23 protein-coding genes are annotated in these 26,962 nt (G+C 59.1%); 11 read left to right on the top strand and 12 right to left on the bottom strand.

The window, feature by feature from the left end:
- The first annotated feature begins 4 nt into the window (after positions 1 to 4).
- The 3 genes from glnP to ybiO all read left to right on the top strand — a co-directional run bounded on the left by glnP (position 5) and on the right by ybiO (position 3,845).
- Positions 5 to 664: a glutamine ABC transporter permease GlnP gene (glnP, locus tag ACYAC5_RS06505; RefSeq protein ID WP_007887744.1), complete on the top strand. Its 660-nt coding sequence runs from the start codon at positions 5 to 7 to the stop codon at positions 662 to 664.
- Complete coding sequence (glnQ, locus tag ACYAC5_RS06500; protein WP_110865810.1) at positions 661 to 1,383, top strand: glutamine ABC transporter ATP-binding protein GlnQ; 723 nt, start codon at positions 661 to 663, stop codon at positions 1,381 to 1,383. The genes glnP and glnQ overlap by 4 nt, the downstream gene beginning before the upstream one ends.
- 185 nt (positions 1,384 to 1,568) lie before the next feature.
- On the top strand, positions 1,569 to 3,845 hold the full coding sequence (ybiO, locus tag ACYAC5_RS06495; RefSeq protein WP_462062618.1) for a mechanosensitive channel protein: 2,277 nt from the start codon (positions 1,569 to 1,571) through the stop codon (positions 3,843 to 3,845).
- Positions 3,846 to 3,847: 2 nt separating this feature from the next.
- Here ybiO and rlmF read toward each other — a convergent pair whose 3' ends face one another.
- Complete coding sequence (rlmF, locus tag ACYAC5_RS06490; RefSeq protein ID WP_137385453.1) at positions 3,848 to 4,774, bottom strand: 23S rRNA (adenine(1618)-N(6))-methyltransferase RlmF; 927 nt, start codon at positions 4,772 to 4,774, stop codon at positions 3,848 to 3,850.
- A gap of 127 nt (positions 4,775 to 4,901) precedes the next feature.
- On the opposite strand from rlmF, the gene ACYAC5_RS06485 reads away from it, so the two are divergent.
- Positions 4,902 to 5,531, top strand: a complete 630-nt coding sequence (locus ACYAC5_RS06485) for a flavin reductase family protein (protein WP_137385452.1) — start codon at positions 4,902 to 4,904, stop codon at positions 5,529 to 5,531.
- A 33-nt stretch (positions 5,532 to 5,564) separates the two neighbouring features.
- On the opposite strand, the gene ACYAC5_RS06480 is transcribed toward ACYAC5_RS06485, so the two are convergent.
- The 7 genes from ACYAC5_RS06480 to hutI form a co-directional block, all read right to left on the bottom strand.
- Entirely contained in the window at positions 5,565 to 7,046 is a 1,482-nt protein-coding gene (locus ACYAC5_RS06480) for an HAL/PAL/TAL family ammonia-lyase (protein ID WP_110865806.1), read from the bottom strand.
- On the bottom strand, positions 7,043 to 7,837 hold the full coding sequence (locus ACYAC5_RS06475) for an ABC transporter ATP-binding protein (RefSeq protein WP_192236563.1): 795 nt from the start codon (positions 7,835 to 7,837) through the stop codon (positions 7,043 to 7,045). The genes ACYAC5_RS06480 and ACYAC5_RS06475 overlap by 4 nt, the downstream gene beginning before the upstream one ends.
- Position 7,838: 1 nt before the next feature.
- Positions 7,839 to 8,567 (bottom strand): ABC transporter permease, encoded by a 729-nt coding sequence (locus ACYAC5_RS06470; protein WP_280172622.1) that lies wholly within the window; start codon positions 8,565 to 8,567, stop codon positions 7,839 to 7,841.
- A gap of 11 nt (positions 8,568 to 8,578) precedes the next feature.
- Entirely contained in the window at positions 8,579 to 9,298 is a 720-nt protein-coding gene (locus ACYAC5_RS06465; RefSeq protein ID WP_101761023.1) for an ABC transporter permease, read from the bottom strand.
- A gap of 12 nt (positions 9,299 to 9,310) precedes the next feature.
- Positions 9,311 to 10,162 (bottom strand): transporter substrate-binding domain-containing protein, encoded by an 852-nt coding sequence (locus ACYAC5_RS06460; protein ID WP_192236565.1) that lies wholly within the window; start codon positions 10,160 to 10,162, stop codon positions 9,311 to 9,313.
- A 392-nt stretch (positions 10,163 to 10,554) separates the two neighbouring features.
- Positions 10,555 to 11,346 (bottom strand): N-formylglutamate deformylase, encoded by a 792-nt coding sequence (hutG, locus tag ACYAC5_RS06455; protein ID WP_462062613.1) that lies wholly within the window; start codon positions 11,344 to 11,346, stop codon positions 10,555 to 10,557.
- On the bottom strand, positions 11,343 to 12,560 hold the full coding sequence (hutI, locus tag ACYAC5_RS06450) for an imidazolonepropionase (RefSeq protein ID WP_192413938.1): 1,218 nt from the start codon (positions 12,558 to 12,560) through the stop codon (positions 11,343 to 11,345). The genes hutG and hutI overlap by 4 nt, the downstream gene beginning before the upstream one ends.
- 85 nt (positions 12,561 to 12,645) lie before the next feature.
- Here hutI and ACYAC5_RS06445 point away from each other — a divergent pair, with 85 nt between their 5' ends.
- Both ACYAC5_RS06445 and ACYAC5_RS06440 read left to right on the top strand, forming a co-directional pair.
- Entirely contained in the window at positions 12,646 to 14,001 is a 1,356-nt protein-coding gene (locus tag ACYAC5_RS06445) for a formimidoylglutamate deiminase (RefSeq protein ID WP_192413939.1), read from the top strand.
- On the top strand, positions 13,998 to 14,537 hold the full coding sequence (locus tag ACYAC5_RS06440) for a HutD/Ves family protein (RefSeq protein WP_192413940.1): 540 nt from the start codon (positions 13,998 to 14,000) through the stop codon (positions 14,535 to 14,537). The genes ACYAC5_RS06445 and ACYAC5_RS06440 overlap by 4 nt, the downstream gene beginning before the upstream one ends.
- Before the next feature lie 105 nt (positions 14,538 to 14,642).
- On the opposite strand, the gene hutC is transcribed toward ACYAC5_RS06440, so the two are convergent.
- Complete coding sequence (hutC, locus tag ACYAC5_RS06435) at positions 14,643 to 15,398, bottom strand: histidine utilization repressor (protein ID WP_008102577.1); 756 nt, start codon at positions 15,396 to 15,398, stop codon at positions 14,643 to 14,645.
- Positions 15,399 to 15,717: 319 nt separating this feature from the next.
- Between hutC and hutH the strand changes: the two genes are divergently transcribed.
- The 3 genes from hutH to ACYAC5_RS06420 all read left to right on the top strand — a co-directional run bounded on the left by hutH (position 15,718) and on the right by ACYAC5_RS06420 (position 20,400).
- Entirely contained in the window at positions 15,718 to 17,271 is a 1,554-nt protein-coding gene (hutH, locus tag ACYAC5_RS06430) for a histidine ammonia-lyase (RefSeq protein WP_462062610.1), read from the top strand.
- Between the two features lie 10 nt (positions 17,272 to 17,281).
- Positions 17,282 to 18,967 carry a urocanate hydratase gene (hutU, locus tag ACYAC5_RS06425; RefSeq protein ID WP_192413984.1) on the top strand — a complete coding sequence of 562 codons (1,686 nt, stop codon included), beginning with the start codon at positions 17,282 to 17,284 and terminating at the stop codon, positions 18,965 to 18,967.
- Between the two features lie 275 nt (positions 18,968 to 19,242).
- The gene (locus ACYAC5_RS06420; protein WP_309835394.1) at positions 19,243 to 20,400 is read left to right on the top strand and encodes a M20 aminoacylase family protein; all 1,158 of its coding nucleotides are present in this window, start codon (positions 19,243 to 19,245) and stop codon (positions 20,398 to 20,400) included.
- A gap of 163 nt (positions 20,401 to 20,563) precedes the next feature.
- Here ACYAC5_RS06420 and ybiB read toward each other — a convergent pair whose 3' ends face one another.
- Genes ybiB through ACYAC5_RS06405 form a run of 3 tightly spaced genes read right to left on the bottom strand, consistent with a single transcriptional unit; the run spans position 20,564 to position 24,680 of the window.
- Positions 20,564 to 21,532, bottom strand: a complete 969-nt coding sequence (ybiB, locus tag ACYAC5_RS06415; protein ID WP_309835397.1) for a DNA-binding protein YbiB — start codon at positions 21,530 to 21,532, stop codon at positions 20,564 to 20,566.
- A 52-nt stretch (positions 21,533 to 21,584) separates the two neighbouring features.
- Positions 21,585 to 23,729, bottom strand: a complete 2,145-nt coding sequence (gene dinG, locus ACYAC5_RS06410; protein ID WP_101763133.1) for an ATP-dependent DNA helicase DinG — start codon at positions 23,727 to 23,729, stop codon at positions 21,585 to 21,587.
- Between the two features lie 54 nt (positions 23,730 to 23,783).
- Positions 23,784 to 24,680, bottom strand: a complete 897-nt coding sequence (locus ACYAC5_RS06405) for a LysR family transcriptional regulator (protein ID WP_101763134.1) — start codon at positions 24,678 to 24,680, stop codon at positions 23,784 to 23,786.
- Between the two features lie 124 nt (positions 24,681 to 24,804).
- On the opposite strand from ACYAC5_RS06405, the gene speB reads away from it, so the two are divergent.
- Together speB and ACYAC5_RS06395 are read left to right on the top strand one after the other, a co-directional pair.
- On the top strand, positions 24,805 to 25,761 hold the full coding sequence (gene speB / locus ACYAC5_RS06400; RefSeq protein WP_462062607.1) for an agmatinase: 957 nt from the start codon (positions 24,805 to 24,807) through the stop codon (positions 25,759 to 25,761).
- Positions 25,761 to 26,846 (top strand): iron-containing alcohol dehydrogenase family protein, encoded by a 1,086-nt coding sequence (locus tag ACYAC5_RS06395; RefSeq protein WP_277974677.1) that lies wholly within the window; start codon positions 25,761 to 25,763, stop codon positions 26,844 to 26,846. Before speB ends, ACYAC5_RS06395 begins: the two co-directional genes overlap by 1 nt.
- Positions 26,847 to 26,962: the final 116 nt, after the last annotated feature.

Genomic DNA, 26,962 nt, shown 5'->3' with positions numbered 1-26,962 from the left:
CACCATGGAGTTTGACTGGAGCGTCATTTGGCCTGCCCTGCCGATTTTAATCGAAGGCGCCAAAATGACCCTGCTGATCTCGGTCCTCGGCCTGGTCGGCGGTTTAATTATCGGTTTAGTTGCCGGTTTTGCCCGCGCCTACGGCGGCTGGATCACCAACAACATCGCCTTAGTCTTCATCGAACTGATTCGCGGTACGCCAATCGTGGTTCAGGTGATGTTTATCTACTTCGCCCTGCCGATGGCGTTCCCGGATCTGCGTATCGATCCGTTCAGCGCGGCGGTGGTCACCATCATGATCAACTCCGGCGCTTATATCGCGGAAATCACGCGCGGTGCGGTACTGTCGATTAATAAAGGCTTCCGTGAAGCGGGTCTGGCGCTGGGTCTGTCGCGCCGCGAGACCCTGCGTTATGTGATCATGCCGCTGGCCCTGCGCCGTATGCTGCCACCGCTGGGTAATCAGTGGATTGTCAGCATCAAAGATACGTCGCTGTTTATCGTGATTGGCGTGGCCGAACTGACGCGTCAGGGTCAGGAGATCATTGCCGGTAACTTCCGCGCGCTGGAGATCTGGAGCGCCGTTGCCATTATCTATTTGGTTATTACGTTGGTGTTGAGCTTTGTGCTGCGCCGTATTGAGAAAAGGATGAAAATTCTGTGATTGAATTTAAAAACGTCTCGAAGAATTTCGGCCAGACTCAGGTTCTGCACAACATCAACCTGAAGATTAATCAAGGCGAAGTAGTGGTGATTATCGGACCGTCCGGTTCCGGTAAATCCACACTGCTGCGCTGCATCAACAAGCTGGAAGAGATCACCACCGGCGAGCTGGTTGTCGATGGCATGAAGGTCAATGATCCGAAAGTGGATGAGCGACTGATTCGTCAGGAAGCGGGCATGGTGTTCCAGCAGTTCCATCTGTTCCCACAGATGAGCGCGCTGGATAACGTCGCCTTTGGTCCGATTCGCGTGCGTGGTACGAAGAAAGAGGAAGCGCATAAGCTGGCGCGTGAGCTGCTGGGTAAAGTGGGCCTCGCCGAGCGTGCACACCACTTCCCGTCTGAGCTTTCCGGTGGTCAGCAGCAGCGCGTGGCGATTGCGCGTGCGTTGGCGGTGAAACCGAAGATGATGCTGTTTGATGAGCCAACCTCAGCGCTGGATCCCGAGCTGCGTCACGAAGTACTGAAAGTGATGCAGGATCTGGCGGAAGAAGGCATGACGATGGTCATCGTGACGCACGAAGTCGGTTTCGCCCAAAAAGTGGCTTCGCGTCTGATCTTTATCGACAAAGGCACCATCGCAGAAGATGGCAACCCGGACGATCTGATCACCAACCCGCCGAGCGACCGTCTGCGCGAGTTCCTGCAGCACGTATCCTAAGCTCTGCCATTAAACCGTCGCCCATTTTCGGCGGCGGTTTTTTACATGCACCATTTGTAGCGGCGCGATTTATCGCGCCACTACGGCAGGTACCACGATTCAATTTTCCTTTTCAAAATCTTCACCTTCCATCACTGACTATACTTCTCTCTTGTGCCGCTGCGCGAAGCTAAAGGAGAAAAGCGATGTCGTCTGCCAGCCCACCATGGCGTTCAGCCGTGTGGTTACTCTTCAGTTTGTTCACTCTATTTCTCATTCCCCCGGCGCAGGCCGTTAATCTGCCGCAGGCGGCCGTCGCAGCACAGCAGTCGCAAACCCCGGCAGCGGATGATAAAGCCGAAGGCGAACCCAGCTTAGACGAGAAAAAAGCCGCCTATGCCGCGCTGGCGAATATTCTGGATAACAATGCCTCGCGTCAGGAGCTGATCGATCAGTTACGTCAGGCTGCCAACAGCCAATCCACCAGCGACCAACCGGTGCTGGCGCCGCCGCAGGCCAATCAGGACGATCTCACGGTACTGGAGAGCGTCACCAGCGTAACGCGTGAATATGGCGGCGCGGTGGCCGCGCAGTTTGTGCAACTGCATGACAACATCACCAATGCGCCACACAAATCCTTTAACCAGCAAACCTTCTTCAACGCGCTGAAATACTTCGCTGCGCTCTCCGCCGCGGTGTTTGCATTTTACTGGCTGACACGCCGCCTGATGTGGCCGGTGTGGCGCCGCATGGGCCGCTGGGGACGCGATCAAAACCTTGAGCGCACCAAGTGGCTGCACTTGCCCGCCACTATCTTGATGGCCTTTGTGCTCGATATTGTGCTGCTAGCGCTGACGCTGTTTGTCGGTCAGATCATCAGCGACAACTATCACAACAACAACCGCACCATCGCCTATCAGCAAGGCCTTTTCCTTAACGCTTTCGCGCTGATTGAGTTCTTTAAAGCGGTGCTGCGGCTGATATTCTGCCCGCGTTTCCCTTCGCTGCGCTTCTTCCACTTAACCGATGCGCGCGCCAGCTACTGGAACACACGTTTGAGCTGGCTAAGCGGCATCATCGGTTACGGTTTACTGGTGGTGGTGCCGATTGTCTCCAATCAGGTGAATATTCAGGTGGCGGCGCTGGTCAACATGCTGATTATGGGGATCATGACCGGCTGGGCGCTGTGGCTGATTTTCCGCAACAAAAGCAACATCCATCATGAACTGTCGCGTCTTGCCGATCGCAGCTTGAGCTTCTTTGCGCTGTTCATCCGCGCCTTTGGCATGGTGTGGCACTGGCTGGCCAGCGCCTACTTTATCGCGCTGTTCCTGTTCTCGATCTTCAATCCCGGCGACAGCCTGAAGTTTATGATGTCCGCCACGGTGCGCAGCCTGGCGATCGTGGTTATCGCCGCGCTGATTTCCGGCATGCTGACGCGCTGGATTGGCAAAACCGTCACGCTGTCGCCCGACATGCGCCGCAACTATCCCGAGCTGCAAAAGCGCGTGAACGATTGGGTGAAAGCGCTGCTGAAACTGGCGCGCGTGGTCACGGTGTTTGCCACGCTGTTGCTGCTACTCAACGCATGGAATCTGTTTGATCTCTGGCACTGGCTCACGCTTGGCGCCGGCCAAAAAATGGTGGATGTGCTGATTCGTATCGTGATCATTGTGCTGCTGTCGGCAGTCGGCTGGACGCTGCTGGCAAGCCTGATCGAAAGTCGCCTCGCCTCGGATTCGCACGGCCGCCCCATGCCGAGCGCACGCACCCGTACGCTGCTGACGCTGTTTCGTAACGCGCTGGCGGTCGTAATAAGCACCATCACCATTATGATTTTGCTGTCGGAAGTGGGCGTGAATATTGCGCCGCTGCTGGCTGGTGCCGGTGCGCTCGGTCTGGCGGTATCATTCGGTTCGCAAACGCTGGTGAAAGACATCATCACCGGCATCTTTATCCAGTTTGAGAACGGCATGAACACCGGTGATCTAGTCACCATTGGCCCGATCACCGGCACCGTAGAGCGCATGTCGATTCGCTCGGTGGGCGTGCGTCAGGATACTGGCGCGTATCACATTATTCCGTGGTCATCGATCACCACCTTCGCCAACTTTGTGCGCGGCATCGGCTCGTTCGTGGCGAACTACGATGTGGATCGCAGTGAAGATACCGAACGCGTTAACCAAACGCTGCAGGGCGCGGTGAAAGAGCTGCTGGAGAACCCGGAGATTCGCGGCATGGTGATTGGCGAGCCGAGTTTTGCCGGATTAGTGGGATTAACCAACCAATCCTTTACCGTGCGCGTGTCATTCACCACCCAGCCGCTGAAGCAGTGGACGGTACGTTTTGCGCTGGATGATAAGGTGAAGAAGCATTTTGATGCGGCCGGCATTAAAGCGCCGCATCAAACGGTAGCAGTGATGCAAACCGGCAGCGATATTACCACCGCTGCCAGCTTACCGGCGTTGCCGCCGGCGCAATGAGGTTAGCGTTTCAGCCGTTTGGCGCGCGTCGCCGGCGGCTGGAACGTCCAGGCGATAAAGCGGCTCTGCTTCTGCCCTTGCGCCATTTCGATGATGCGCACTTCGTAAGCATCGAGATCGCGCAGTTGGTCGCGCAGCGCCGGTAAATTCTCTTTGCGCGAGACCAGCGAGGTGAACCAAATAATGGCGTCTGAGTGCGTCACGCTTTCAGCGATCATTTGACCAACGAACTTGCGCTCGCCGCCGTCACACCACAATTCGTTGTGATGGCCACCAAAATTAAGCGGCGCATTTTTGCCTAAGCCAAGGTTGCGCGTTTTGCGCTGACCCACGCTGGCCGCCTCTTCCGCAGATGAATGGAAAGGCGGATTGCACAGCACCGCATGATAGCGTTCGTTCTTATGCACCACGCCGGCGAAAATCGCCGAGGCCTCTTTTTGCCGACGCAGACGCACGCCGCGCTGCAAGCCCGGATTACTCGCCACAATCTGCCCGGCCACGGTAATCGCTTCGGCGGTGATATCGGTGCCGGTGAAGCGCCAGCCATATTCGGCGTTGCCAATCAGCGGATAGATGCAGTTCGCGCCGCAGCCGATATCCATTACATCCAGATCGCGTGGAACCACGCCGCCGTTGTCGCTCGCCAGCAGATCGGCCAGCGCATGCACGTAATCGGCACGGCCCGGCACCGGCGGCGTCAGATAACCTGCAGGTAGCTGCCAGTTGAGGTTATAGAACAGCTTCAGCAGCGCCTGATTCAGCAGCATCACCGCTTCAGGATCGGCGAAATCCACCGACAACTCGCCGTAGCCGTTGGGACGCACTTTCACCGCCAGCGGCGGATGGGCTGCGGTCAGAGCAGCAAAATCATAACGGCCCTGGTGGCGGTTACGCGGATGGAAAGGTGACGTGGCGGCTGGCTTGTTCATAGTTTCTCCGGAAAATAGCGCGGGCGTAAGATACTCTGGCTAGCGGCATCGCACAATGCGCTTAATCGAATTCACCGTATTAGATGAGATTAGTGCACCACACTCAGGTTCTCTTATAAGGATGGTTATGACTCGTCAGCGTTACTCTTATCAGCCCCGCGCGGGACACGGTTTGCCGCACGATCCGTTGAACGCCATCGTCGGCCCTCGCCCAATCGGCTGGGTCAGCTCGCAAAGCGCCAGCGGGGTTCGCAATTTAGCGCCCTACAGCTTCTTTAACTGCTTTAACTATCATCCGCCGATTATTGGTTTTGCCAGCAGCGGCTGGAAAGACAGCGTACAAAATATCTCAGAGACCAAAGAGTTTGTCTGGAATCTGGCCACGCGTCCGCTGGCCGAGGCGATGAATGAGAGCTCCGCATCGGTGCCGTCCGAACAGGATGAGTTTGCGCTGGCGGGATTAACGCCGCTTGCAGCGTCACACGTCAATGTCAGCATGGTGGCGGAAAGCCCGGTGAATTTTGAGTGTAAGTTGACGCAGTTGATTCAGTTGCAGGATGCCCAGGGCCAGCCGATTGATAGCTGGCTGGTGCTGGGCGAAGCGGTCGCCATTCATATTGATGAAGCCCTGCTGGAAGAGGGTATTTATCAAACGGCCAAAGCGCAGCCGATCCTGCGTGCCGGAGGCCCGTCGGCCTATTACGGCATCAGCGAAGAACTGCGTTTCGATTTGGTACGGCCGGACGCTCGCCGCTGATTCTTGGTCAGGTCGCCGTAAATGGCGACCATGTTACAAACCGCTCTTCAACACCTCTACCGCCCGCGCGATCTCCGGTGCCAGCCAGCGGTCTTCCTGCCAGTTGGCAACCACCGCGCGCAGGCGTCGCAATGCCTGCGCCGTTCCCTGCGCCAGCTGCTCTTCGCCGTGGAAATCCAGCGCCTGCGCCGCCAGCAGATACTCGATCGCCAGAATCTGCCACACGTTGCCCACCAGCTTCAGCAGCTTCAGCGCCGCGCCGGTGCCGAGGCTGAGATGATCCTCCTGCAAACCCGAGGTCACATAGTTATCCAGCACCGCCGGCTGCGCCAGCTGGCGATTCTCCGCACAGAGTGACGCCGCCACATACTGCGCAATCATCATGCCGGAGTTAACGCCCGGCTGCGCCACCAGAAACGCCGGCAAGCCGCTCACCAGCGGATTAACCAAACGATCAAGCCGCCGCTCGGCGATGCTGCCGATTTCCGCCATGGCAATCGCCAGCAGATCCGCCGCCATCGCCACCGATTCGCCGTGCGGGTTAGCCTGCGACACTACGCGCCAGTTATCCGCCGTGCCGAGCACCAGCGGATTATCGGTGCAGGCATTGAGTTCGGTTTCAATCTGGCGCGCCGCGTGATCGAACTGATCGCGGCTGGCGCCATGTACCTGCGGCATGGATCGCAAGCTGAGCGCATCCTGAGTGCGAATGCCAACGCTGGTCGCCAGCAGCGGGCTATCACTCAGCAATGCGCGTAAGCGCTGACCGCTCAGCTGCATGCCCGGACTGGCTTTCAGCGCGATCACTTCGGCATCAAAGGCCACCCGCTGTCCACGCAGCGCCTCAAAACTCATCGCACCGGTGACATCGGCCCAATCCAGCAAACGCGCCGCATCATCCAGCGCCAGGCAGGACAAGCCGGTCATGCACGGCGTGCCGTTGACCAGGCTCAAACCCTCTTTGGCCCCCGGACGATAAGGCTGTAATCCCGCCAGCGTTAACGCCTGCGCCGCGGGCATGATCTGGTTTTGATACTCCACGTCGCCGACACCAATCAGCGCCAGACCGATATGCGCCATATGGCTGAGGTAGCCGACTGAACCCTGCGACGGCACCTGCGGCGTTATCTGCTGATTGAGCAGCGCCAGCAGATGCTGCACCAGCGCCACCGACACGCCCGATTTGCCGTGGCTGTAATTGGCAATCGCCGCGCACAGAATGGCGCGCGCCTGCTCACGCGTCAGCAGCGGACCCACGCCACAGGCGTGACTCAGCAGCGTATTGCGCGACAGCTGGCTGAGCTGATCTTCCGGCAGCGTGATGTTGCACAGCGCGCCGAGGCCGGTATTGATGCCGTAAGCTATCTGGCCGCTGGCGACAATCTCATCGACAATCGCGCGCCCCTGCGCAATGCGCTGCCAGGCGCTGACGCTCAAACTGAGTTCCGCGTTGTGCCGCGCCACCTGCACCAGCTCTTGCCAGGTTAATGAGCTGTCGCCCCATACGATGGTCATGCTGGCTGCTCCGCGCCGTGATGGCTGGAGATAAACTGCTTAAAGCGCTGCGATCCCTGCTCGCCAAACATCTCTTCCGGCGCGCCCTGACAATCAATGGTGCCCTGATGCATAAACACCACGCGGTTGGAGACGTTGCGCGCAAAGCCCATTTCGTGCGTCACCACCAGCATGGTGCGCCCCTCTTCCGCCAGGCTGCGCATCACTTTCAGCACTTCGCCCACCAGTTCTGGATCGAGCGCCGAAGTCGGTTCATCAAACAGCATCACTTCCGGATCCATCGCCAGCGCGCGGGCAATCGCCACGCGCTGCTGCTGGCCGCCCGAGAGCTGCGCCGGGTAGAAATCTTTGCGATTGAGTAAGCCAACGCGATCCAGCAATTGCTCTGCCTGGGCGATGCAGCTTTTCTTGTCGCGCTTCAGCACATAGTGCGGCCCTTCAATGACGTTTTGCAGCACCGTCATGTGCGACCAAAGATTAAAGCTCTGGAACACCATGCCAAGGCGTGAACGCAAACGCTCAATCTGTTTCGGATTGGCCGCCAGCTGATGGCCGCGCGCATGGCGTTTCATCTCAATGGTTTCGCCGCCGACACTCACCACGCCAGCATCCGGCGTTTCCAGCAGGTTGATGCAGCGCAGCAAGGTACTTTTGCCCGAGCCGCTGGCACCAAGAATCGAGATGACATCGCCTTGATGCGCCTGTAGCGAAATGCCTTTCAGAACTTCCATCGCGCCAAAGGATTTATGGATATCAGTGGCGGATAAGGTAACGGGTGATGTGGAATGCATATTACTCTCCGGCAAGCGGTTTAACGGCGGGCATCGGCTTTTTTGCGACACGATGCGCCGGGGTCAGACGGCGCTCTAACAGCGCGTATAGCTGGACGATAATAAAGTTGAGGATCAGGTAGATCGCCGCCGCACAGACAAACACCTCCATGGTGCGATAGGTACGCTGAATGATCTGCTGCGCCACGCCAGTCACGTCCCACACGGTGACGAGGCTGGCGAGTGCGGTGGACTTCACCAGCAAAATCGCTTCGGTGGAATACGCCGGCAGCGCATAGCGCAGCATGATCGGCGCGATAATGCGGCGCAGCAGCAGCCAGCGTGACATGCCGCAGGCGAGACCGGCTTCCACTTGTCCAGCCGGCACGGCGAGCAGCGCTCCACGCAAAATCTCAGCGGTGTAAGCTGCCGTACAGAGTGACAGCGCCAGTACCGCGCAGATAAATGGCTCGCGCAGGAACGGCCAGACGAAGCTGTGGCGGATGACGCCAAACTGGCCAAGACCGTAATAGATGAGAAACAGCTGAATCATCAGCGGCGAGCCGCGAAACACCAGAATGTAGCCGCGTGCGAAGCCGCTCAGCACCCGCCAGCGGCTCATGCGCAGTGACAAAATGCCAATCGCCAATATGCCGCCGCAGAGAAAGGCGCTGATAAACAGGCCAAGCGTCACCGGCAGCGCGGCGCTCAGTTTGAGGAAGGTATACGAGAGAAAAGCGAAGTCGATCATGCTGCTGCTCCTTAATGCTGCGCCGCAGTGCGACTTTGCCACGCGCGACCAAGGCGCGACTCTGCCCGACGAAACGCATGATTAGACACCAGCGTCAGCACCAGATAACAGGCAGCGCCAACCAGATAAAACGTGAAGTAATCGCGCGTGGATCCCGCCGCAACCTGGCTGGCGCGCATCAGCTCGACGATGCCGGTGACCGACACCAGCGCCGAGTCTTTCAGGCTCATCTGCCACACGTTCGACATGCCCGGCAGCGCGTAACGCACCACCTGCGGCAGCAGAATGCGTTGCGCGATGCGCCAGCGCGGCATGCCAATCGCCACCGCCGCTTCCACTTCGCCTTTGGCCAGCGCCAGACGCGCCGCGCGATACACTTCACCCTGATACGAACCCGAGATGAGCCCGATGGCCAGCGCCCCAATCAGGAACGGCGGCGCTTCGATAAAGCCATCTGCGCCGAACATCTGCCCAACCAGCGTAATCAGGCCGGATCCACCAAAATAGAACAGGTAGATCACCAGCAGTTCCGGGATGCCGCGAAACACCACCGAATAGCCTTCACCCAACCAGCGCAGCCAGCGCTGAGGCGATAATTTGGCGGCCGCCACACCGGAACCGACCACCGCACCAATCATCAGCGCCACCAGCGACAGCAGCAGCGTGGTACAGGCGGCGCTCAGGATCAGGCGGCCCCAACCATCAGCACCAAAACTCAGCAGGCTCATCATCTTTCACCTCACTTACGGAGTTACGTCAGTTTTAAACCACTTCTCACTGAGCTTTTTCACCGTGCCGTCAGCCAGCGCGGCATGGATCGCCTCATCCAGCCTGGCTTTCAGATCGTTATCCGCCATGCGCACGCCCATTGCTTCGCCCTCGCCCCAAATTGGACCGCCGAGCTGTGGGCCGCTGAAGACCAGATTGTTGTTCTCTTTGCGCGCCAGCATCGATTGCGCAAAGGTCACGTCATCGAACACCGCATCGATACGACCGGATTGCAGATCGAGCATCGCATCCGCCGAAGAGGTGTATTCGCGTACCTCGGTATCGCCTTTGAAGTACTTGTCGATAAAGGGCGTGTAAACCGTGCCGGAGGCGATACCAATGGTTTTGCCCTTCAGCGCCGCTTTCAGTGGGGCAATTGCCGCGTTGATCGCTTTCTCGTCGTCATGCAGCTTGATGATGTTGTGATCGGCCGGCAGCAGCGGATTGTCTTTAGTGGTAATAAAGGTGGCGGGCGTTGAAGCGTATGGCGTGGTGAAGTTAACCACTTTTTTGCGCTCTGGCGTGATGACAATCGCATCCATGATCACGTCATATTTTCCGGCGTTGAGGCCGGCGATCATGCCGTCCCAGTTCTGCACCACCAGCTTGCACTGAATGCCCATGCGCTTGCACAGGTCTTCCATCAGTTCCGGTTCAAAGCCGCCCAACTTGCCGCCCGGCAGCGTCAGGTTCCAGGGTTCATAGCTGCCTTCGGTAGCGATGGTGATCGATTTCCACTCTTTCGCCTGGACGGCAATGCCGCTGATCATCAGGCTGGCAAACAGGGTCGTGAGGCAAAAACGGCGAATCGGGGCGCGGTGCGTCATGCGGCTTCTCCTGGCTATTAATCGAATTTGGCAGTCTCTGCTTGTGCAATATTTGCAGATGACCTTTCATGTATATACAAGTTAGCGTGCGGCAGATCATTGTCGGCATAAGCTTTTTGTGAGCCAGCCAGTATAAAAATTCATAATCGCTGCGCGGTCTTTACTTGTACATACAACCTAGCAAGCACTATGCCAAATCGGCAAAGCCGCAAATTCAGGGAGATGGTCACGCGATGGACGTAATATTGCACCGCGAGGAGGCAAGGTGTGCATTGTGGTGGTGCAGGAACATGAATCGTAGCGGCGCGATTAATCGCGCGTATGAATGGCGACCACATTGCCAATCTGAATAACGTGCAATAAATTGCGCCGCTACGAATAGGTGCGGGGATTTACTTAGGTTTACCGGCGTCTAAAAACGCCTGCATCAGCGGTATCAGCACCTTATGCAGCTGCGCTGCGCGATCCTGCTGCCAGGCAAACGGCGGAGTTTCATCCATATAATTGAGCTGCGCCAGCTCCAGCTGCACCGCCTGCACGCCTTGATCCGGCTGGCCGTAGGCGCGGGTAATATAGCCGCCTTTAAAGCGTCCGTTCGCGATCCAGCTGTAATCGTTTTGCGCATTACACACCTGTTTGATCGCGTTGATCACCGCCGTTGAACAGCTGGCGCCATCATTGGTACCGATGTTGAGATCCGGTAAACGCCCCTCAAACAGCCGCGGGATCACCGAGGCGATCGAGTGCGCATCAAACAGCAGCGCGTAACCATGTTCAGCTTTCAGGCGTGCCAGCTCCTGCTGCAGCTGTTGATGATAAGGCTGCCAAATCGTGTCCAGATAACCCTGGCGTACCTCGGCGCTCGGCGTTTTACCCGGTGCAAAGGTGGGGCTGCCGTCGAACAAAGTTTCCGGATACAAGCCGGTGGTCGCCGTGGTGTAGAGCGGCTGATTATCCGCCGGGCGATTAAGGTCAATGACAAAACGTGAATAGTGACCAATTAACACGCTGGCGCCGAGATCGCGCACAAAATCGTACAGCAGCGGCAAGTGCCAATCGGTATCCGGCAGGCCGCGCGCTGCGTCGCTCAGGCCGGCGTCCACTTCCGGCGTTAACTGCGTGCCGGCGTGAGGAATGCTGACCAGCAGCGGAATCTTACCGGCGGTGAAATGAAAAGGTGTCATTGCGCTTCTCCACGATAAATAACCTGGCACGGCAATTCGCCGCCCAGCCAGTAAACCAGCTCAGCCGGACGCGCCAGCGGCCAGTGAACAAAATTCGCCACCTTGCCCGCTTCCAGCGAACCGTGCGAGTGCTGTAATCCCAGCGCTTTGGCGCCCCACAAGGTCACGCCCGCTAACGCCTCTTCCGGCGTCAAACCAAACAGCGTGCAGCCCATGTTCAACATCAGTCGCAGCGAAAGCGCCGGTGAGGTGCCCGGATTGGCATCGCTGGCCAGCGCCATCGGTACGCCGTGTTCACGGAACAGTGCAACCGGCGGACGCTGGGTTTCACGCAACAGATAAAACGCGCCCGGCAGCAACACCGCCACGGTGCCGTGCTGCGCCATCGCTTGCGCATCCGCTGCGGTGGCGTACTCCAGATGATCGGCGGAGAGCGCACCGTAACTGGCCGCCAGCGCCGCGCCGCCCAGCGCCGAAAGCTGCTCGGCGTGGAGTTTCACCGGCATGCCCAATGCTTTGGCGGCATCAAAGACCGTGCGAACTTGCTCAGGAGAAAAGGCCAAATGCTCGCAAAACGCATCCACCGCATCCGCCAACCCTTCTGCTTTCACCTGCGGTAACAGCCGCTGGCAGATGATATCGATCCAGCCTTGCGGATTGTCTTTAAACTCCGGCGGGAAACCGTGCGCGGCTAAGCAAGTGGCCTGCACATCGGCAGGCACCGTTTCCGCCAACTCACGAATGGCGCGCAGCATGGTCAGTTCGCTGGCTTCATCGAGACCGTAACCGGATTTGATCTCTACCGTGGTGACGCCTTCCGCCAGCAGACGATCCAGCCGCCAGCGCGCACTTGCCACCAGCTCTTGCTGCGAGGCCGCGCGGGTGGCGCGCACCGTGGAGAGAATGCCGCCGCCCTGTGCAGCGATTTCTGCATAGCTCACACCATTAAGGCGCTGCTCAAACTCCTGGCTGCGATCGCCGCCAAACACCAGATGCGTATGGCAATCCACCAGACCGGGCGTGATGATGCCGCCGGAAAATTGGTGCTGTTCGCGCGCGGCAAAAGCCGGGCATTCACTGCGTGGCCCCACCCAAATCAGTTTTCCCTGATCGACCGCCAGCGCGCCGTCGGCAATCAGATTGTAGTGCCCGTCACGCATCGTAACGATGTCGGCCCCCAGCCACAGGCTGTCGATCTGCTCTGTTTCTGCCATCCCACTCCCCTTCGCGTTCGGCGATTTACACTGCGCTTCAAAGTATGTATATGTATATACAACTTTCCGCCATGCAGGATCAACCATGACAACCTATTTTGCCCCACGCGCACTGCTGGCCGACGGCTGGCATGAGCGCGTGCTGATGACCACCAACGCAGCCGGACAGATCACCCAACTCGCGCCCAACAGCGAGCCCGGCGATGCCACGCGTCTTGCCGGACCGGTGATTCCGGCGATAGCGAATCTGCATTCACACGCCTTCCAGCGCGCGATGGCGGGATTGGCTGAAGTGGCGGGCGATCCGCAGGACAGCTTCTGGACATGGCGCGATCTGATGTATCGCATGGTGCAGCGCCTGTCGCCCGAGCAGGTTGGCGCTATCGCCACGCATCTCTACATCGACATGCTAAAAGGCGGCTACAGCCAGGTGGCGGAATTCCACTATTTGCACCACGATGCGCACGGCAAACCCTACGCCGATGATGCCATGCAGCTGGCACTGATGGCGGCGGCGGAGACCGCCGGCATCGGTCAAACCTTGCTGCCGGTGCTCTACAGCTACAGCGGTTTTGGTTCGCAACCGGCCAGCGACGGCCAGCGCCGTTTCATTCAGCAAACCGACGCCTATCTGCAACAGCAGCAGCGCGTGGCGAGCTGGAGCGCGGATAAGCCGCTGCTTAATCATGGCATCTGCTTCCATTCACTGCGCGCGGTAAATGAAGCACAGATGCACGAAGTATTAGCCGCCTGCCCGCAGGATGTGCCGGTGCACATTCACGTTGCCGAGCAGGAGAAAGAGGTTAACGACAGCCTGGCGTGGAGCGGTGAACGTCCGGTGGCGTGGCTGCTCAATCGCTTCGCGGTCGATCAGCGCTGGTGCTTGATTCACGCCACTCATCTTGATGACGACGAAATTCAGCGCCTGGCGGCAAGCGGCGCGGTGGCGGGATTGTGTCCGACCACGGAAGCCAACCTCGGCGACGGCATTTTCCCAGCGGTGGAGTACATCGCGCGCGGCGGCCGCTGGGGCATTGGCTCCGACAGCCACGTGTCGCTTAGCGCATTGGAAGAGCTGCGCTGGCTGGAGTACGGCCAGCGACTGCGCGATCGTCGTCGCAACCGCATCACCTTGCCCAATCAACCTTCCGTAGGCGATCTGCTGTGGCAGCAAGCCGCACAGGGTGGCGCGCAGGCGTGTGGTTTGCCGGCAGGTGAACTGGCGATAGGCAAACGTGCTGACTGGCTGGTGCTGGCAGAAGACGCGTTCCTCAGCAGCGTTAGCTGCACATCGCTGTTGAACCGCTGGCTGTTTGGCGGCCAGCGCGAACAGATCCGCGACGTGTTCGTGGCGGGCAAGCAGGCGATCAGCGAAGGCCATCATGCGGCAGAAGAGCACGCCGCGACCCACTTTGCCGAGGCGATGAGGGCGTTGCAATGAGAACCCGTTTTGCCTATGACCAGCTTACGGTGAGCCGCTGGCGCAACGGAGGTGGTGAAACACGAGAAATCGTCAGCTATCCGCCGGGCGACGCGCAGTTTGCCTGGCGCGCCAGCATCGCTACCATCTCCGCCGACGGGCCGTTTTCGCCTTTTCCCGGCATCGATCGCGTGATTACCTTGCTGCACGGCGACAGCGTGCTGTTGCGCGGCGATCATGGGGAACACGTTTTACAGCCGCATCAACCTTGGGCGTTTCCCGGTGAATGGGCGATTAAGGCCCGCATTCGCGGCAGCTGTGAGGATTTTAATATCATGACGCGCCGCGACAGCTGGCATTCTCAGGTTACCGTTGAGCAAAAAACGGCCAGCAGTGAAAACGGCGTGGCGTGGGTGTTGGCGGGAGAATGGCAAACATCGGCGGGGGAAAAACTAGCCGTCAATCAAGGTGTGTGGTGGATGGATGAACTTACGCAGCTTGAACCGTTAACCTCAGATGCCAGCCTGCTGTTTGTGATGCTCAGTCGGGTTGAATAAGTGCCGCGTTCCCCTCATCCCAGCCTTCTCCCGCACGCGGGAGAAGGCGCAATTAGTCCCCCTGTCCCGCCTGCGGGAGAGGGTTAGGGTGAGGGAAATCTTTGCTCAACCATGTCCTCTAAAGCGCCCCAGCAACTTATAGCGCGATCCCGGATACAACAGGCGCGCGTAGGTCACAATCTTGTTGTCGCTCCACGTCTGACGACGAATCAGCAGGCACGGCTCATGTTCATCCAGCGCCAGATGCTTACGCTGACGCAGATCCGGCAGCACCGCTTCCACAATATGCTCACCGGCGGTCAGCGGCGCAACGCGCATCAAATAGGTGTACGGCGTCAGCTGATGATAATCCTGGCTGAGATAATCCGGCGCCACCAGCGGATTGACCAAGCGATCCTCCAGCTGTACCGGCAGATCGTTTTCGTAATGCACAATCAGCGAATGGAACAGCGTTTGCCCGGTGGATAATCCCAGCACCGCCGCCTGTTCCGGATCGGCCTTCATCTGCCCAATCGACAAAATCTTGCAGCTGTGACGATGGCCGCGCTGCGCGATCTCATCGGCGATGTTGTGCACTTCCAGCATCGCGGTGTAGCCCTTCATCTCCGCGACAAAGGTGCCCACGCCTTGCATGCGCACCAGAAAACCCTCGCTGGTGAGTTCACGCAGCGCGCGGTTAATGGTCATACGACTGACGCCCAGCTCGTTCACCAGTTCACTCTCAGACGGCACGCGCTGGTTGGCTTTCCAGTGACCTTCGCGGATTTGGCTGACGATCGCCTGCTTCACCCGCTGGTAAATCGGCGCAGGCTCATCGCCCATCGCCGCAGCCAGCTGTGCTACTGCTGTTTGCTCCGCCATTTCCTGTTCCTTTAAAGAATAATGCCCAAAGTTTACTGTCTCAGCCCGTAAATGTATATACATCTAATTGTGCAAGGTGCCCAGCATTGGTGCAGCTTTCGCCCTGCTCCGGTGCAATCCCGCTGCGTTTACACCGCATAACGCGCATTGCGTCGTATTTCACAGAACGTGAACAATCTGGCATAGCGCTTGCTACTTGTATAGACAAGATTAGACACTTATGCTTCACTCATCGCAATCCACGGCAAATCGGACAGCCACATCGCAAAATATCGGCGTCCCATTCATGCCAGATCACTTGTATAGACAGGAGTAGACTATGTCAGGTTCGGTTCAGGAAATTCGCCTCGTTCCCGGTGAAGTGGACCTCGCTACCTTGCGCACCATCTATCAAAGCAAGGTAACGCTCACGTTGGCCGATGATGCGCGCGCAGCGATTGCGCGTGCCCATGAAACCGTCGATGCCATCGTCGCATCCGGCAACGTGGTGTACGGCATCAACACCGGTTTCGGCAAGCTGGCGCAGACGCAGATCCCTTCGGCGCGGCTGGCCGAGCTGCAGCGCAATCTGGTGCTGTCGCACAGCGTTGGCCTCGGCGATTTGCTGCCGGACAACGTGGCGCGTCTGGTGGTCGCGACCAAAATTATCAGCCTGGCGCGCGGTCACTCTGGCGTGCGTATCGAACTGATTGAAGCGCTGCTGGCGCTGTTCAACGCCGGCGTGATGCCTTGCATCCCGGAGAAAGGTTCGGTGGGCGCGTCAGGCGATCTGGCCCCGCTGGCACATCTTTCCCTGATGCTGCTGGGCGAAGGTCAGGTACACGTCGATGGCGAGTTAATCCCCGCGACCGCAGGTTTAGCGCGCGTTGGCCTGCAGCCGATTGTGCTGGGCCCCAAAGAAGGTCTGGCGCTGCTCAACGGCACGCAGGTTTCGAATGCGCTGGCGCTGCGCGGGTTGTTCGAAGCGGAAAACCTGTTCGCGGCGGGCCTGATGGCCGGAGTACTGTCGCTGGAAGCGATTAAAGGCTCGGTGAAACCTTACGATGCGCGGATCCACGAAGCGCGCGGCCAGGTGGGACAGATCAACGTTGCCGCTGCCGTCTCCTCTTTATTAGCTGGCAGTGAAATCCTCGGCTCACACACCCACTGCGGCCGCGTGCAGGATCCCTACTCGATTCGCTGCGTGCCACAGGTGATGGGCGCCTGCCTCGATAACCTGTCGCACGCCGCGCGCGTGTTGCAGATTGAAGCCAACGCCGCCTCCGATAATCCACTGGTGTTCAGCGACAGTGGCGATGTGATTTCCGGCGGTAACTTCCACGCCGAGCCGGTGGCCTTCGCCGCTGATATTCTGGCGCTGGCGATTGCCGAAATCGGCGCGATCTCCGAGCGTCGTCTGGCGCTGCTGCTGGATACCGGCCTTTCCGGTTTACCGCCGTTCCTCGTCAATGATGGCGGCGTTAACTCCGGCTTTATGATTGCGCAGGTCACTGCTGCAGCGCTGGCGTCTGAGAACAAATCGCTGGCGCATCCGGGCAGCGTTGACAGCCTGCCAACCTCCGCTAACCAGGAAGATCACGTCTCGATGGCGACCTACGCGGCCCGCCGCCTCGGCAGCATGTGCTTCAACACCGCCGCTGTGGTCGGCATTGAGGCGATGGCTGCGGCACAAGGCATTGATTTCCATCGTCCGCTGCAGAGTTCGCCGACGCTGGAGCAAGAGATGAGCCGCATTCGCGAGAAGGTGGCCTTCCTCGATCACGACCGTTTACTGGCGCCGGATATCGAATCCATGCGTCTGTGGGCCAGCGCACCTGCATGGCCTGAATCTCTTACCGCGCTGCTGCCAAGCCAGCGTAAGACTGTTAATTAAGGAATCGATGATGAGCGAAACTTTGACTCAGGCTGTAGCCCGTGAAATCCGTGCGCCGCGCGGTAATGAATTGCACTGCGCCAACTGGTTGATTGAAGCGGCTTACCGCATGATCCAGAACAACCTCGATCCTGACGTGGCAGAACGCCCGGAAGATCTGGTGGTGTACGGCGGCATCGGTAAAGCCGCGCGTAACTGGGAGTGCTTTGAGCAGATCCTGCGTTCGCTGCGCGCCCTGCAGCCGGAAGAGACGCTGCTCATCCAGTCCGGTAAACCGGTGGGCGTGTTCCGTACGCATGCCGATGCGCCGCGCGTGCTGCTGGCTAACTCGAATCTGGTGCCGCATTGGGCCAACTGGGATCACTTCCACGAACTGGATCAAAAAGGCCTGATGATGTACGGCCAGATGACCGCCGGTTCGTGGATCTACATCGGTGCGCAGGGCATCGTGCAAGGTACCTTCGAAACCTTCGCTGAAGCGGGTCGTCAGCATTACGACAGCAATCTCAGCGGCCGCTGGATCCTCACCGCCGGTTTAGGCGGCATGGGCGGCGCACAACCGCTGGCGGGTGTGTTGGCCGGTGCCAGCGTGCTGGCGATTGAGTGCCAGGAATCACGTATCGATTTCCGTATCCGCACCCGCTACGTCGACCACAAAGCTTATACGCTGGACGAAGCACTGGCGCTGATTGATCAGGCCAACAAAGAGAAGCGTGCCATTTCTGTTGGTCTGCTGGGCAACGCCGCTGAAATCGTGCCGGAGTTGGTGAAACGTGCCAAAGCGGGCGGCATGAAGCCGGACATCGTCACCGATCAGACCTCAGCACACGATCCGATTAACGGGTATCTGCCGGTCGGTTGGGATCTGGCGCGCTGGGAAGCCGAGCGTGTCAGCAACCCGAAAGCGGTGGAGAAAGCCGCGCGCGCCTCAATGGCGGTACATGTGCAGGCGATGCTGGATTTCCATCACATGGGCGTGCCGACCGTGGATTACGGCAATAACATCCGTCAGGTGGCGCTGGATGAGGGCGTGAAAAATGCCTTCGATTTCCCGGGTTTTGTGCCGGCCTATATTCGTCCGCTGTTCTGCGAAGGCAAAGGCCCGTTCCGCTGGGTGGCGCTGTCAGGTGATGCGGAAGATATCTACAAAACCGATGCCAAGCTGAAAGAGCTGTTCCCGGATCACCAGAATCTGCACCGCTGGCTCGACATGGCGCAGGAGCGTATCGCCTTCCAGGGCTTACCGGCGCGTATCTGCTGGCTGGGTCTCGGCGAGCGCCACAAAGCGGCGCTGGCGTTCAACGAAATGGTGCGTAACGGCGAGCTGAAAGCGCCGATCGTCATCGGTCGCGACCATCTGGATTGCGGTTCCGTGGCGTCACCGAACCGTGAAACCGAAGCGATGAAAGACGGCTCGGATGCGGTATCCGATTGGCCGCTGCTCAATGCCCTGCTGAACACCGCAGGCGGCGCGACCTGGGTGAGTCTGCATCATGGCGGCGGCGTCGGCATGGGCTTCTCGCAGCACTCCGGCGTGGTGATTGTGTGTGACGGCAGCAAAGAAGCCGATGCGCGTCTGGGCCGCGTGCTGTGGAACGATCCGGCCACCGGCGTAATGCGTCACGCGGATGCGGGTTACGAATTAGCGCAAAGCTGCGCGCAGGAGCACGGTCTCAACCTGCCGATGCAGAAATAACGTCCAACCCGCGCACGCCGCCAATCCCCTCTCTCGCCTGCGGGAGAGGGTTAGGGTGAGGGACAGCGCGCACCTTTCAACATTGTGCAGCATTCCCCTGATCCCAGCCTTCTCCCGCAAGCGGGGGAAGGAACTTACAAGCCCGTTTGCTATATTCCATTCCGCTATACCCTATAGCCAAATTATTCCGTTCCGCGATAGACGCCGCCATACGCTTGCCACTACAGTAAATACATTATTTTGCAGCTCACGCTGCTAATGGAGAGCCTTACCTTATGAGCCTGCCTGCTGCACTGCTGGAAAACGCCCTCAACTGGCGTCGTCAGTTACACCAACATCCTGAGCTGGGTTACCAGGAGCAGCAGACCAGCGAGCTCGTCGCACAGGTCCTCACCGAGGCCGGATTACAGGTGTTTCGTGGCTTAGCGGGCACCGGCGTAATCGGCACATTAGAGAACGGTCCCGGACCGGTTATTGGTCTGCGCGCCGATATGGATGCGCTGCCGATCACCGAAAAAGGCGCGCCGCAGTGGAAGTCGCAAACAGCCGGCGTCATGCACGCCTGCGGCCATGATGGTCACACTTCTATTCTGCTGGCGGCGGCTTGTCAGCTGGCGGCTACGCGTAACTTCAGCGGCACCATTCACTTCATCTTCCAGCCCGCCGAAGAGAATCTGGGTGGCGCGCGCAAAATGGTGGAAGAAGGCCTGTTCCAGCGCTTCCCGATGGATGCGGTTTACGCCATGCACAACTGGCCGGGCATGCCGGTGGGCACGCTGGCGGTGAATCCGGATGCGATGATGGCGTCACTCGACTCGTTCGAAATTACGCTGCACGGTAAAAGCTGCCATGCGGCGATGCCGGAAAGCGGAGCCGATCCAATGGTGGTCGCCGCCGAACTGATTCTGGCGCTGCAAACCATTCCGTCGCGTCGTCTGTCGCCACTGGCTTCGGCGGTGGTGAGCGTGACGCAGATTCACGGCGGCGAAGCGATTAACGTCATTCCTGAACAGATTGTGTTGCGCGGCACGGTGCGATGTTTGCAGACCGACGTGCGCAATCGCGTGCGCGGTCTGATTGAGGATTTTGTCACGACGTTGCCGCGCCCGTTTGGCGTCAGCGGCGAGATTCACTGGTATCCCGGTTATCCGGTCACCGCCAACCATGCAAATCAAGCCGAACAGGTGCGTGCGGTGGCGGTTGATGTGCTTGGCGAGGCGCAGGTTCACTGGCAGGTGAACCCTTCAATGGCTTCGGAAGATTTTGCCTGCATGCTGCAAGCCTGCCCCGGTGCCTATTTCTGGCTGGGTGCCGATGGCGCAACGCCGTCCGCACCGCTGCATAACGCCAATTACGACTTTAATGATGAGCTGCTGCCGATTGGTATTACCTTCTGGCAGCAGTTGGTAGAGCGCGTGCTGGCGAAAGCGTAAGGGCGGTCGCCAGCAATGGCGGATGCTTGCTCGTGCCGTCGCGGCGCAATTTATTGCGCAATCGCGGGATGGCGACATTGCCGCCATTGAACAGCGCGATTAATCGCGCCGCTACAGCTTGTGTGCGCTGTAAATGAGGCGCTTAATTCAATGGCTTTATTCTTCACATCCCCGCCAACTGTAACTTCACTTCTGCATCCGCCAGGCTAGCCGATTCACCGGTCGCCATCAAACAACACGCCAGCTGCAAACGCAGCGCCTGCGGCACCGCGCGTTCCCCGGCTAATACCTGATTGATCCACGCGGCGGTGTCCTGTGCGCTTTTGCTTTCCGGCAGTTCCACACTGACTTCCGGCTGGCGCTCAACCCACACTTCCGCTTCTGCACCCGCGCCACGAATGTAGTTAATCGCCGGGCAGCGCTGCGGATTGGCATACACCTCGCCTTCGGTACCGTTGAGCAGAATCGCCGGTGCATCAATATCCTGGAAGAATTTCCCCACGCGCGGCACATATTCCGGATGCGAGACGCTGGCCAGGCGCAGCGCAGCACGTTCGGCAAACGGCGTCGCCAGTTTCGCCAGCGTATGCGCACTGTTACGCACGCCCATGCGCCAGCGCAGCGACAGCTGTTGCGCCATTGGCGCACACAGATGGTCGATGGTGATAAACGCCAGTTCGCCGTTATCCAGCTTCGCCTGCGCCTGTGCGGCGGAGGTGACAGGCGCGATGTCCAGCGCTGCCAGCACCGCTTCGGTGGTGATGCGCGTAGGATCGTCGCTGACGCCGTGCAGCAGCACCGGAAAGCCCAGCTTCACCAGCAGCAGCGCCAGCAGCGGCGTCAGATTGCCCTGACGGCGCGCGCCGTTGTAACTGGGAATGACAATCGGCATCGGACGGTTAGCGGGTGCCTGCAACGGCATCATCTGCTGCTGCATCGCGTGATAAAAACCGCGCATCTCCTCTTCGCCTTCGCCCTTGATGCGCAGCGCAATCAGCACGCCACCCAGCTCCAGCTCCGGCACGTCACCGGCCAGCATCGCGCTGTAGAGCGCCTGCGCGGTGGCGAAATCGATATCGCGCGCGTGATTTTTACCGCGCCCAATCTCTTTAATAATTTTATTCAGTTCCATCAGGCATTCCCGCTTCCAGGGCGCGCCGCCGTGCGGCTGCCAAAATTGATCGTTAGATTTTCTTACTGCGACGTTTTTTCGTCTTGTCACTGCTGGCTTCCGGCATCGGCGGTTGCTCAATCGGGAACACCGGTAGCGCGGCCAGCAGTCGGCTGCCATAGGCTTTGTTGAGCAGGCGGCGATCGTAAATCACGATTTCGCCAAAGCAGCTGTGGCTGCGAATCAAACGTCCTACCTGCTGAATCAAGGTAAAGGAGGCGCTCGGCAAGCTCTGCACTTCGAACGGATAGCGTTTCAGGCTCTTCAGCCATTCGCCCTCGGTCAAAATTACCGGACTGTCCACCGGTGGAAAAGCGATTTTATGGATATGCACCTGCGACAGCAGATCGCCTTTCAAATCCAGCCCTTCGGCGAACGATTGCAGCCCGACCAGAATACTGATTTTACCGGCTTCGACGCGTTCCCGATGCAACGCCACCAGGCGCGAACGCGGCTGATCGCCCTGCACCAGCATCGACAGGCGCAGATCAGGAATATGTGCGACAAACTGCTGCATCGCGCGGCCGCTGGCGAACAGCACCAGCACCCCTTTGTGCTTCTCTTCGGCGATCTGCTGGCGGAAAAAGCGCGCCATCTCGGCAATGTGCTCCGCTTCCTGCGCCATCTGCGGCTCAAACTGCATCTGCGGAATCACCAGCTTGCCCTGGTCGATATGGTTAAACGGTGAATCCAACGCCACAAAGCGGTCGCCGGCTTTCTCGCTCAGGCCGGACATCTCCTGCAAACGGTTGAAGCTGTTGAGCGATCGCAAGGTGGCTGACGTCACCACCACATGCGGGATTTTGCGCCACAGGATTTTTTCCAGCTGATCGCTCACGCGAATGCCCGCGCAGTGGAACAGCAGATGCGCCTGGCCTTCACGAATCTCACGCGTAATCCACTTCGACACCGGCGCATTGGAAGCTTTCTCCATCGCCGCCAGCCGCCACAATTTGCTAATCGACTCGAACCAGCCGAAGTGGCGATTGAGCTGAATGATAGCTTTATGCAGCCGCATGATATCGGCTTTCCCGGTTTGCTCGCCCAACTCGTTGAGCAGGCCTTCGCTTAAGCCGCGCAGCGCGTCACTCAGCTTGAACAGCCGCGCGCACAGGCTCAACAGCTCTTCCGGCAATTCACCCAGTACAAAGCGGAACTCGCCCGGCTGATTATGGCCCGGCAGCAGCGGATTGAGCGCATCGCACAGGATCTGCAGCAGCTCGCGCATTTCATCGCAGTGACCTTTCAGGCGCTCCGGGTTGGTGAGCGGCGGCGGCGATTTTGGGCGGAACTGCGCCATGATGGTTTCCACCAGCCGCACAAACAGATCGAGCTGCAAACTGCTCCAGCCGGGCGTGATCTCCGCGCTCATCTCCAGCGCATCGCGCGCCACTTCCGGCAGATGATGGCCTTCGTCCAGCACCAGCATCAGGTTTTTCGCCGGTGGCAGCACCGATTCATTCTCCATCGCCGCCATCACCAACGCATGGTTGGCGACCACCACATCCGCCTGCTCAATTTCGCGACGCGCGACAAAGAACGGGCATTCACGATACCAGCGGCAGTGATGGCCAAGGCAGTTGGCTTTGTCGGTGGAGAGGCGTTGCCACAAGCTGTCCTCGATGTTGACATCGGTGTGATCGCGCAAGCCATCCCAGCGGTAGCTACTGAGCTGCTTCTCTAGCTTGGCGCAGAATTTCTGCTCCTCTTTCGAGCCGGTGACCGCCTCTTCATCCAGATAGAGCAGCAAATCGCCCTGCTGATCTTCGGTCGCCGCCAGCGCCGCAAGGTTGCGCGGACAAACATAGCGTCCACGGCCAAAGGCGGCGGTAAAGGTGAGATCGGGGATGATTTTCTTCAGCAGCGGCAGATCCTTGCTGAAGATCTGGTCCTGCAACGCCACGTTGGCGGTGCTGATCACCAGCCGCTTCTCCTCGGCGCGGCTCACCGCAATGCCGGGAATCAAATAAGAGAGAGTTTTGCCGACGCCGGTGGGCGCTTCAATCGCCAGATGACGACCTTCGTCACCGGCCAGACTTTTCGCCACTTCGGCAATCATCTGGCGCTGCGGCGCGCGCGGGATAAAGTCAGGAACCTGCTGCTGCAGCGCCTTATACCATTGCGCAATCTGGCTTTTTATCGCTGCTGTCAGGGCCATTTTCGTTACTGTTTGCTGAATTGGCCTGTATTTTTACACAGTATTGGCGCAGCGTCAGCTTTCGCTGCTATTTTTTCGCGCTGGATTCAGAATTTCACGCATCGCGCGGATTAAGGTTTCACGCGCGCGCCCACGGCGGAACGCAAAAGAGAAAGGCGCGCGGAAGTGGAAATGGTGCGGCAGCAGGCGACGCAGCGTGCCCTGCAGTTCCCCGCTGCGCGCGTAGTGTTCGGGCAAATAGCCAATGAAGCGGCCAGAGAGAATCAACGTCAGCTGCGCTTCGATGCTCTCCACCGACGCATTGCTCTGGCGGAAGCCGCGCTTGTTCAGCTCCTGCTGATTCCAGTAACGCCGCGTCACCATGCCGGTTTGCTGCACGGTGCGCACATCCGGATGACCCTCAGCCAGCGGATGTTGCGGGCTGCAATAGAGCCAATGCTGTTCTTCGTAAAGCGGAATGGTCACCAGATTGCTGGCGCGCAGCGGAAAGTGCCCAATCGCCAAATCGAGCCGATCCTCCAGCAACTGCTGCTGCAACTCATTGGGATCGCGCACGCTCAGATTAAAGAATACCGCCGGAAAGCGCTGGTTAAAGCGGGCGATAGCGGCAGGCAGATCCAGCGTGCTATCGGTGACGGTGGCGTCCACCACGCCAAGCGAGAAAGTGCCGCCCTGCGCGCTTTTCAGCGTCTCTACCTGCTCCTGCCAACCCGCCAGCGTCGCCAGCATCTCCTGACTGTAGCGATAGAACTGCTCGCCTTTGCTGGTCAGGGTAAAGCCGCCGCGCCCGCGCTGACAGAGGATAAAACCGAGCTGGCTCTCGAGCTCGCTCATGTAGGCGCTGATGGCCGGCGTGGTCATGTTCAGCGCCTGCTGCGCGCGCGAATAGCCCTGATTTTCCACCACGCTGGCGAACACCTGCAGCAGTTTAAGATTGGGAAGCGTCTGCACCGATTTTCCTTCAGAGATTGCTGACTAAAGTTAAGTAATCTCTGAAGTGATTATCGGCTGTCAAGGATTTTTCCGGCGCGCGGGCTGGGTAATGATGGGTTTCACCTGACTGAAGGAGTGCGTGATGACCGATTTCCCCCAGCCGCAAGGCGGCAACGAAATGCCCCGTTTCGCCGGACGCGGCACCATGATGCGTTTACCCGCCGCTGAATCACCAGCCGATTTGGATGTGGCGTTCGTCGGCATTCCGCTGGATATCGGCACCTCGCAGCGCAGCGGTACGCGCTATGGCCCACGCGCCATCCGCGCCGATTCAGTCATGATCCGACCCTACAACATGGCCACCGGCGCCGCGCCCTTTGATTCGCTGCGCGTCGGCGATCTCGGTGATGTGCCGATCAACACTTACAGCCTGCTGAAATCAGTCGATATCATTGAAAACTATTATACCGAGCTGAATAACTGGCCGATTATCCCGTTAACGCTGGGCGGCGATCACACGCTGACGCTGCCGATTTTGCGCGCGCTGGCGAAGAAGCATGGGCCGATGGGGCTGATTCACATTGATGCCCACACCGACACTAACGACGAGATGTTTGGCGAGAAGATCGCGCATGGCACCACGTTCCGCCGCGCGGTGGAAGAGGGCCTGCTCGACTGCCAGCGCGTGGTGCAAATCGGGCAACGTGCGCAAGGTTACGCCGCCGATGATTTTCAGTGGGGCGTCGATCAGGGCTTCCATCTGGTGCGCGCCGAGCAGTGCTGGTATCGCTCCATGACGCCGCTGATGGCCGAGGTGCGCGCGCGTATCGGCGACGGCCCGGTGTATCTCTCTTACGACATCGACAGTTTCGATCCCGCGTGGGCACCCGGCACCGGCACGCCGGAAGTGGGCGGTTTAACCTCGATGCAAGGGCTGGAGATCGTGCGCGGCTGTCGTGGACTCAATCTGGTGGGCGGCGATCTGGTGGAAGTCTCGCCGCCGTACGACATCAGCGGTATGACCTCGCAGCTGGCGGCCAATATCCTTTATGAGATGCTGTGCGTGTTGCCCGGCGTCCGTTACACAGAGAACAAGTGATGACACAACAGAATCTGATTTTCCCGGCGCGCGTACTGCGCGGTGCGGGCGTGATCAACCAATTAGGCGCGATCTGCGCCGGACTGGGCCAGCGTGCGCTGCTGATTGGCGGCCATCAGGCGTTGCAGGCGGTAGAAGCGCAGGTTCACGCGCAGATGCTGGCGGCCAACGTCACGCTGCTGGCGCAGGAGTGGTTTGGCGGTGAAACCTCGATCAATCAGATCAACCGTCTGGCGGCGATGGCCAGCGAGCTGCACGCTGAGGTGCTGATTGGCGTGGGCGGCGGTAAATCGCTGGATACGGTGAAAGCGGTAGGCGCACAGATTGGCGTGCCGGTGATCACGCTGCCCACCATCGCCGCCACCTGTTCCGCGGTGACGCCGCTGAGTATTCGCTATGACGATAACGGCAATTTCTTCGACATCTTCCCGCTGCCGCAGGCACCGGCGGCGGTGATCATTGACAGCGAGCTGCTGGCTAAAGCGCCCGCCCGCTGGCTGGCCGCCGGGCTGGGCGATACGCTGGCGAAGTGGTACGAGTTCCGCGCGGTCAGCGCACGTCATCCGGCACGCGAGGGCAATGCGCTCTCGTCACTGGCGCACAGCCAGATCTGTTATGACGTGATTGGTGAACATGGACCGGCAGCCTATGCCGCAGTGCTGCGTGGTGAGAGCAGCGCGTCGCTCGATCAGGTGCTGGATGCGATCTTCACCTGGGCAGGATTAACCTCGCTAATGAGCAATGGCGCACACGCGGCGGCTTCGCATGCGATTTATGAAGGCTTTACCTTCTGCGATAAAACCCGCGAGTTTGGGCACGGCTTGCTGGTCGGCTTTGGCAATCTCTGTTTGCTGGCGCTGGAGAACCGCACCGATGAGGAAGTGCTGGATGAGATGCGCCTGGCGCGCGATTGCGGCGTGCCGCTGACGCTGAGCGAGATTGCCGCGCTGGATGAAAGTGAGCTGGCACTGATTGTGCGCGAATCGGTGCATGCGCCGGATATGGAGAACATGGCCGAAGCAGTGACCGAAGCGCGCTTGCTGGCAGCGATAGCGCGGATTGAGGGGTTAGCGGGCAGGGTTTAGTTTGTGCTCGCTGTGGCTTGAATGTGCTCGCTGTGGTTTGAATGTGCACGCTGTGGTTTGAATGTGCTCGCTGTGGTTTGAATGTGCTCGCTGTCCCCCTCCTCGGTCCTCCCCCA

Source organism: Pantoea sp. y20 (assembly GCF_054903455.1).
This window is presented reverse-complemented; position numbering and strand designations above follow the sequence as displayed.

Coding starts and splice junctions, on each gene's coding strand:
- glnP (WP_007887744.1), top strand. CDS start 5: ATGGAGTTTGACTGGAGCGTCATTTGGCCTGCCCTGCCGATTTTAATC.
- ybiO (WP_462062618.1), top strand. CDS start 1,569: ATGTCGTCTGCCAGCCCACCATGGCGTTCAGCCGTGTGGTTACTCTTC.
- rlmF (WP_137385453.1), bottom strand. CDS start 4,774: ATGAACAAGCCAGCCGCCACGTCACCTTTCCATCCGCGTAACCGCCAC.
- ACYAC5_RS06485 (WP_137385452.1), top strand. CDS start 4,902: ATGACTCGTCAGCGTTACTCTTATCAGCCCCGCGCGGGACACGGTTTG.
- ACYAC5_RS06480 (WP_110865806.1), bottom strand. CDS start 7,046: ATGACCATCGTATGGGGCGACAGCTCATTAACCTGGCAAGAGCTGGTG.
- ACYAC5_RS06475 (WP_192236563.1), bottom strand. CDS start 7,837: ATGCATTCCACATCACCCGTTACCTTATCCGCCACTGATATCCATAAA.
- ACYAC5_RS06470 (WP_280172622.1), bottom strand. CDS start 8,567: ATGATCGACTTCGCTTTTCTCTCGTATACCTTCCTCAAACTGAGCGCC.
- ACYAC5_RS06465 (WP_101761023.1), bottom strand. CDS start 9,298: ATGATGAGCCTGCTGAGTTTTGGTGCTGATGGTTGGGGCCGCCTGATC.
- ACYAC5_RS06460 (WP_192236565.1), bottom strand. CDS start 10,162: ATGACGCACCGCGCCCCGATTCGCCGTTTTTGCCTCACGACCCTGTTT.
- hutG (WP_462062613.1), bottom strand. CDS start 11,346: ATGACACCTTTTCATTTCACCGCCGGTAAGATTCCGCTGCTGGTCAGC.
- hutI (WP_192413938.1), bottom strand. CDS start 12,560: ATGGCAGAAACAGAGCAGATCGACAGCCTGTGGCTGGGGGCCGACATC.
- ACYAC5_RS06445 (WP_192413939.1), top strand. CDS start 12,646: ATGACAACCTATTTTGCCCCACGCGCACTGCTGGCCGACGGCTGGCAT.
- ACYAC5_RS06440 (WP_192413940.1), top strand. CDS start 13,998: ATGAGAACCCGTTTTGCCTATGACCAGCTTACGGTGAGCCGCTGGCGC.
- hutC (WP_008102577.1), bottom strand. CDS start 15,398: ATGGCGGAGCAAACAGCAGTAGCACAGCTGGCTGCGGCGATGGGCGAT.
- hutH (WP_462062610.1), top strand. CDS start 15,718: ATGTCAGGTTCGGTTCAGGAAATTCGCCTCGTTCCCGGTGAAGTGGAC.
- hutU (WP_192413984.1), top strand. CDS start 17,282: ATGAGCGAAACTTTGACTCAGGCTGTAGCCCGTGAAATCCGTGCGCCG.
- ACYAC5_RS06420 (WP_309835394.1), top strand. CDS start 19,243: ATGAGCCTGCCTGCTGCACTGCTGGAAAACGCCCTCAACTGGCGTCGT.
- ybiB (WP_309835397.1), bottom strand. CDS start 21,532: ATGGAACTGAATAAAATTATTAAAGAGATTGGGCGCGGTAAAAATCAC.
- dinG (WP_101763133.1), bottom strand. CDS start 23,729: ATGGCCCTGACAGCAGCGATAAAAAGCCAGATTGCGCAATGGTATAAG.
- speB (WP_462062607.1), top strand. CDS start 24,805: ATGACCGATTTCCCCCAGCCGCAAGGCGGCAACGAAATGCCCCGTTTC.
- ACYAC5_RS06395 (WP_277974677.1), top strand. CDS start 25,761: ATGACACAACAGAATCTGATTTTCCCGGCGCGCGTACTGCGCGGTGCG.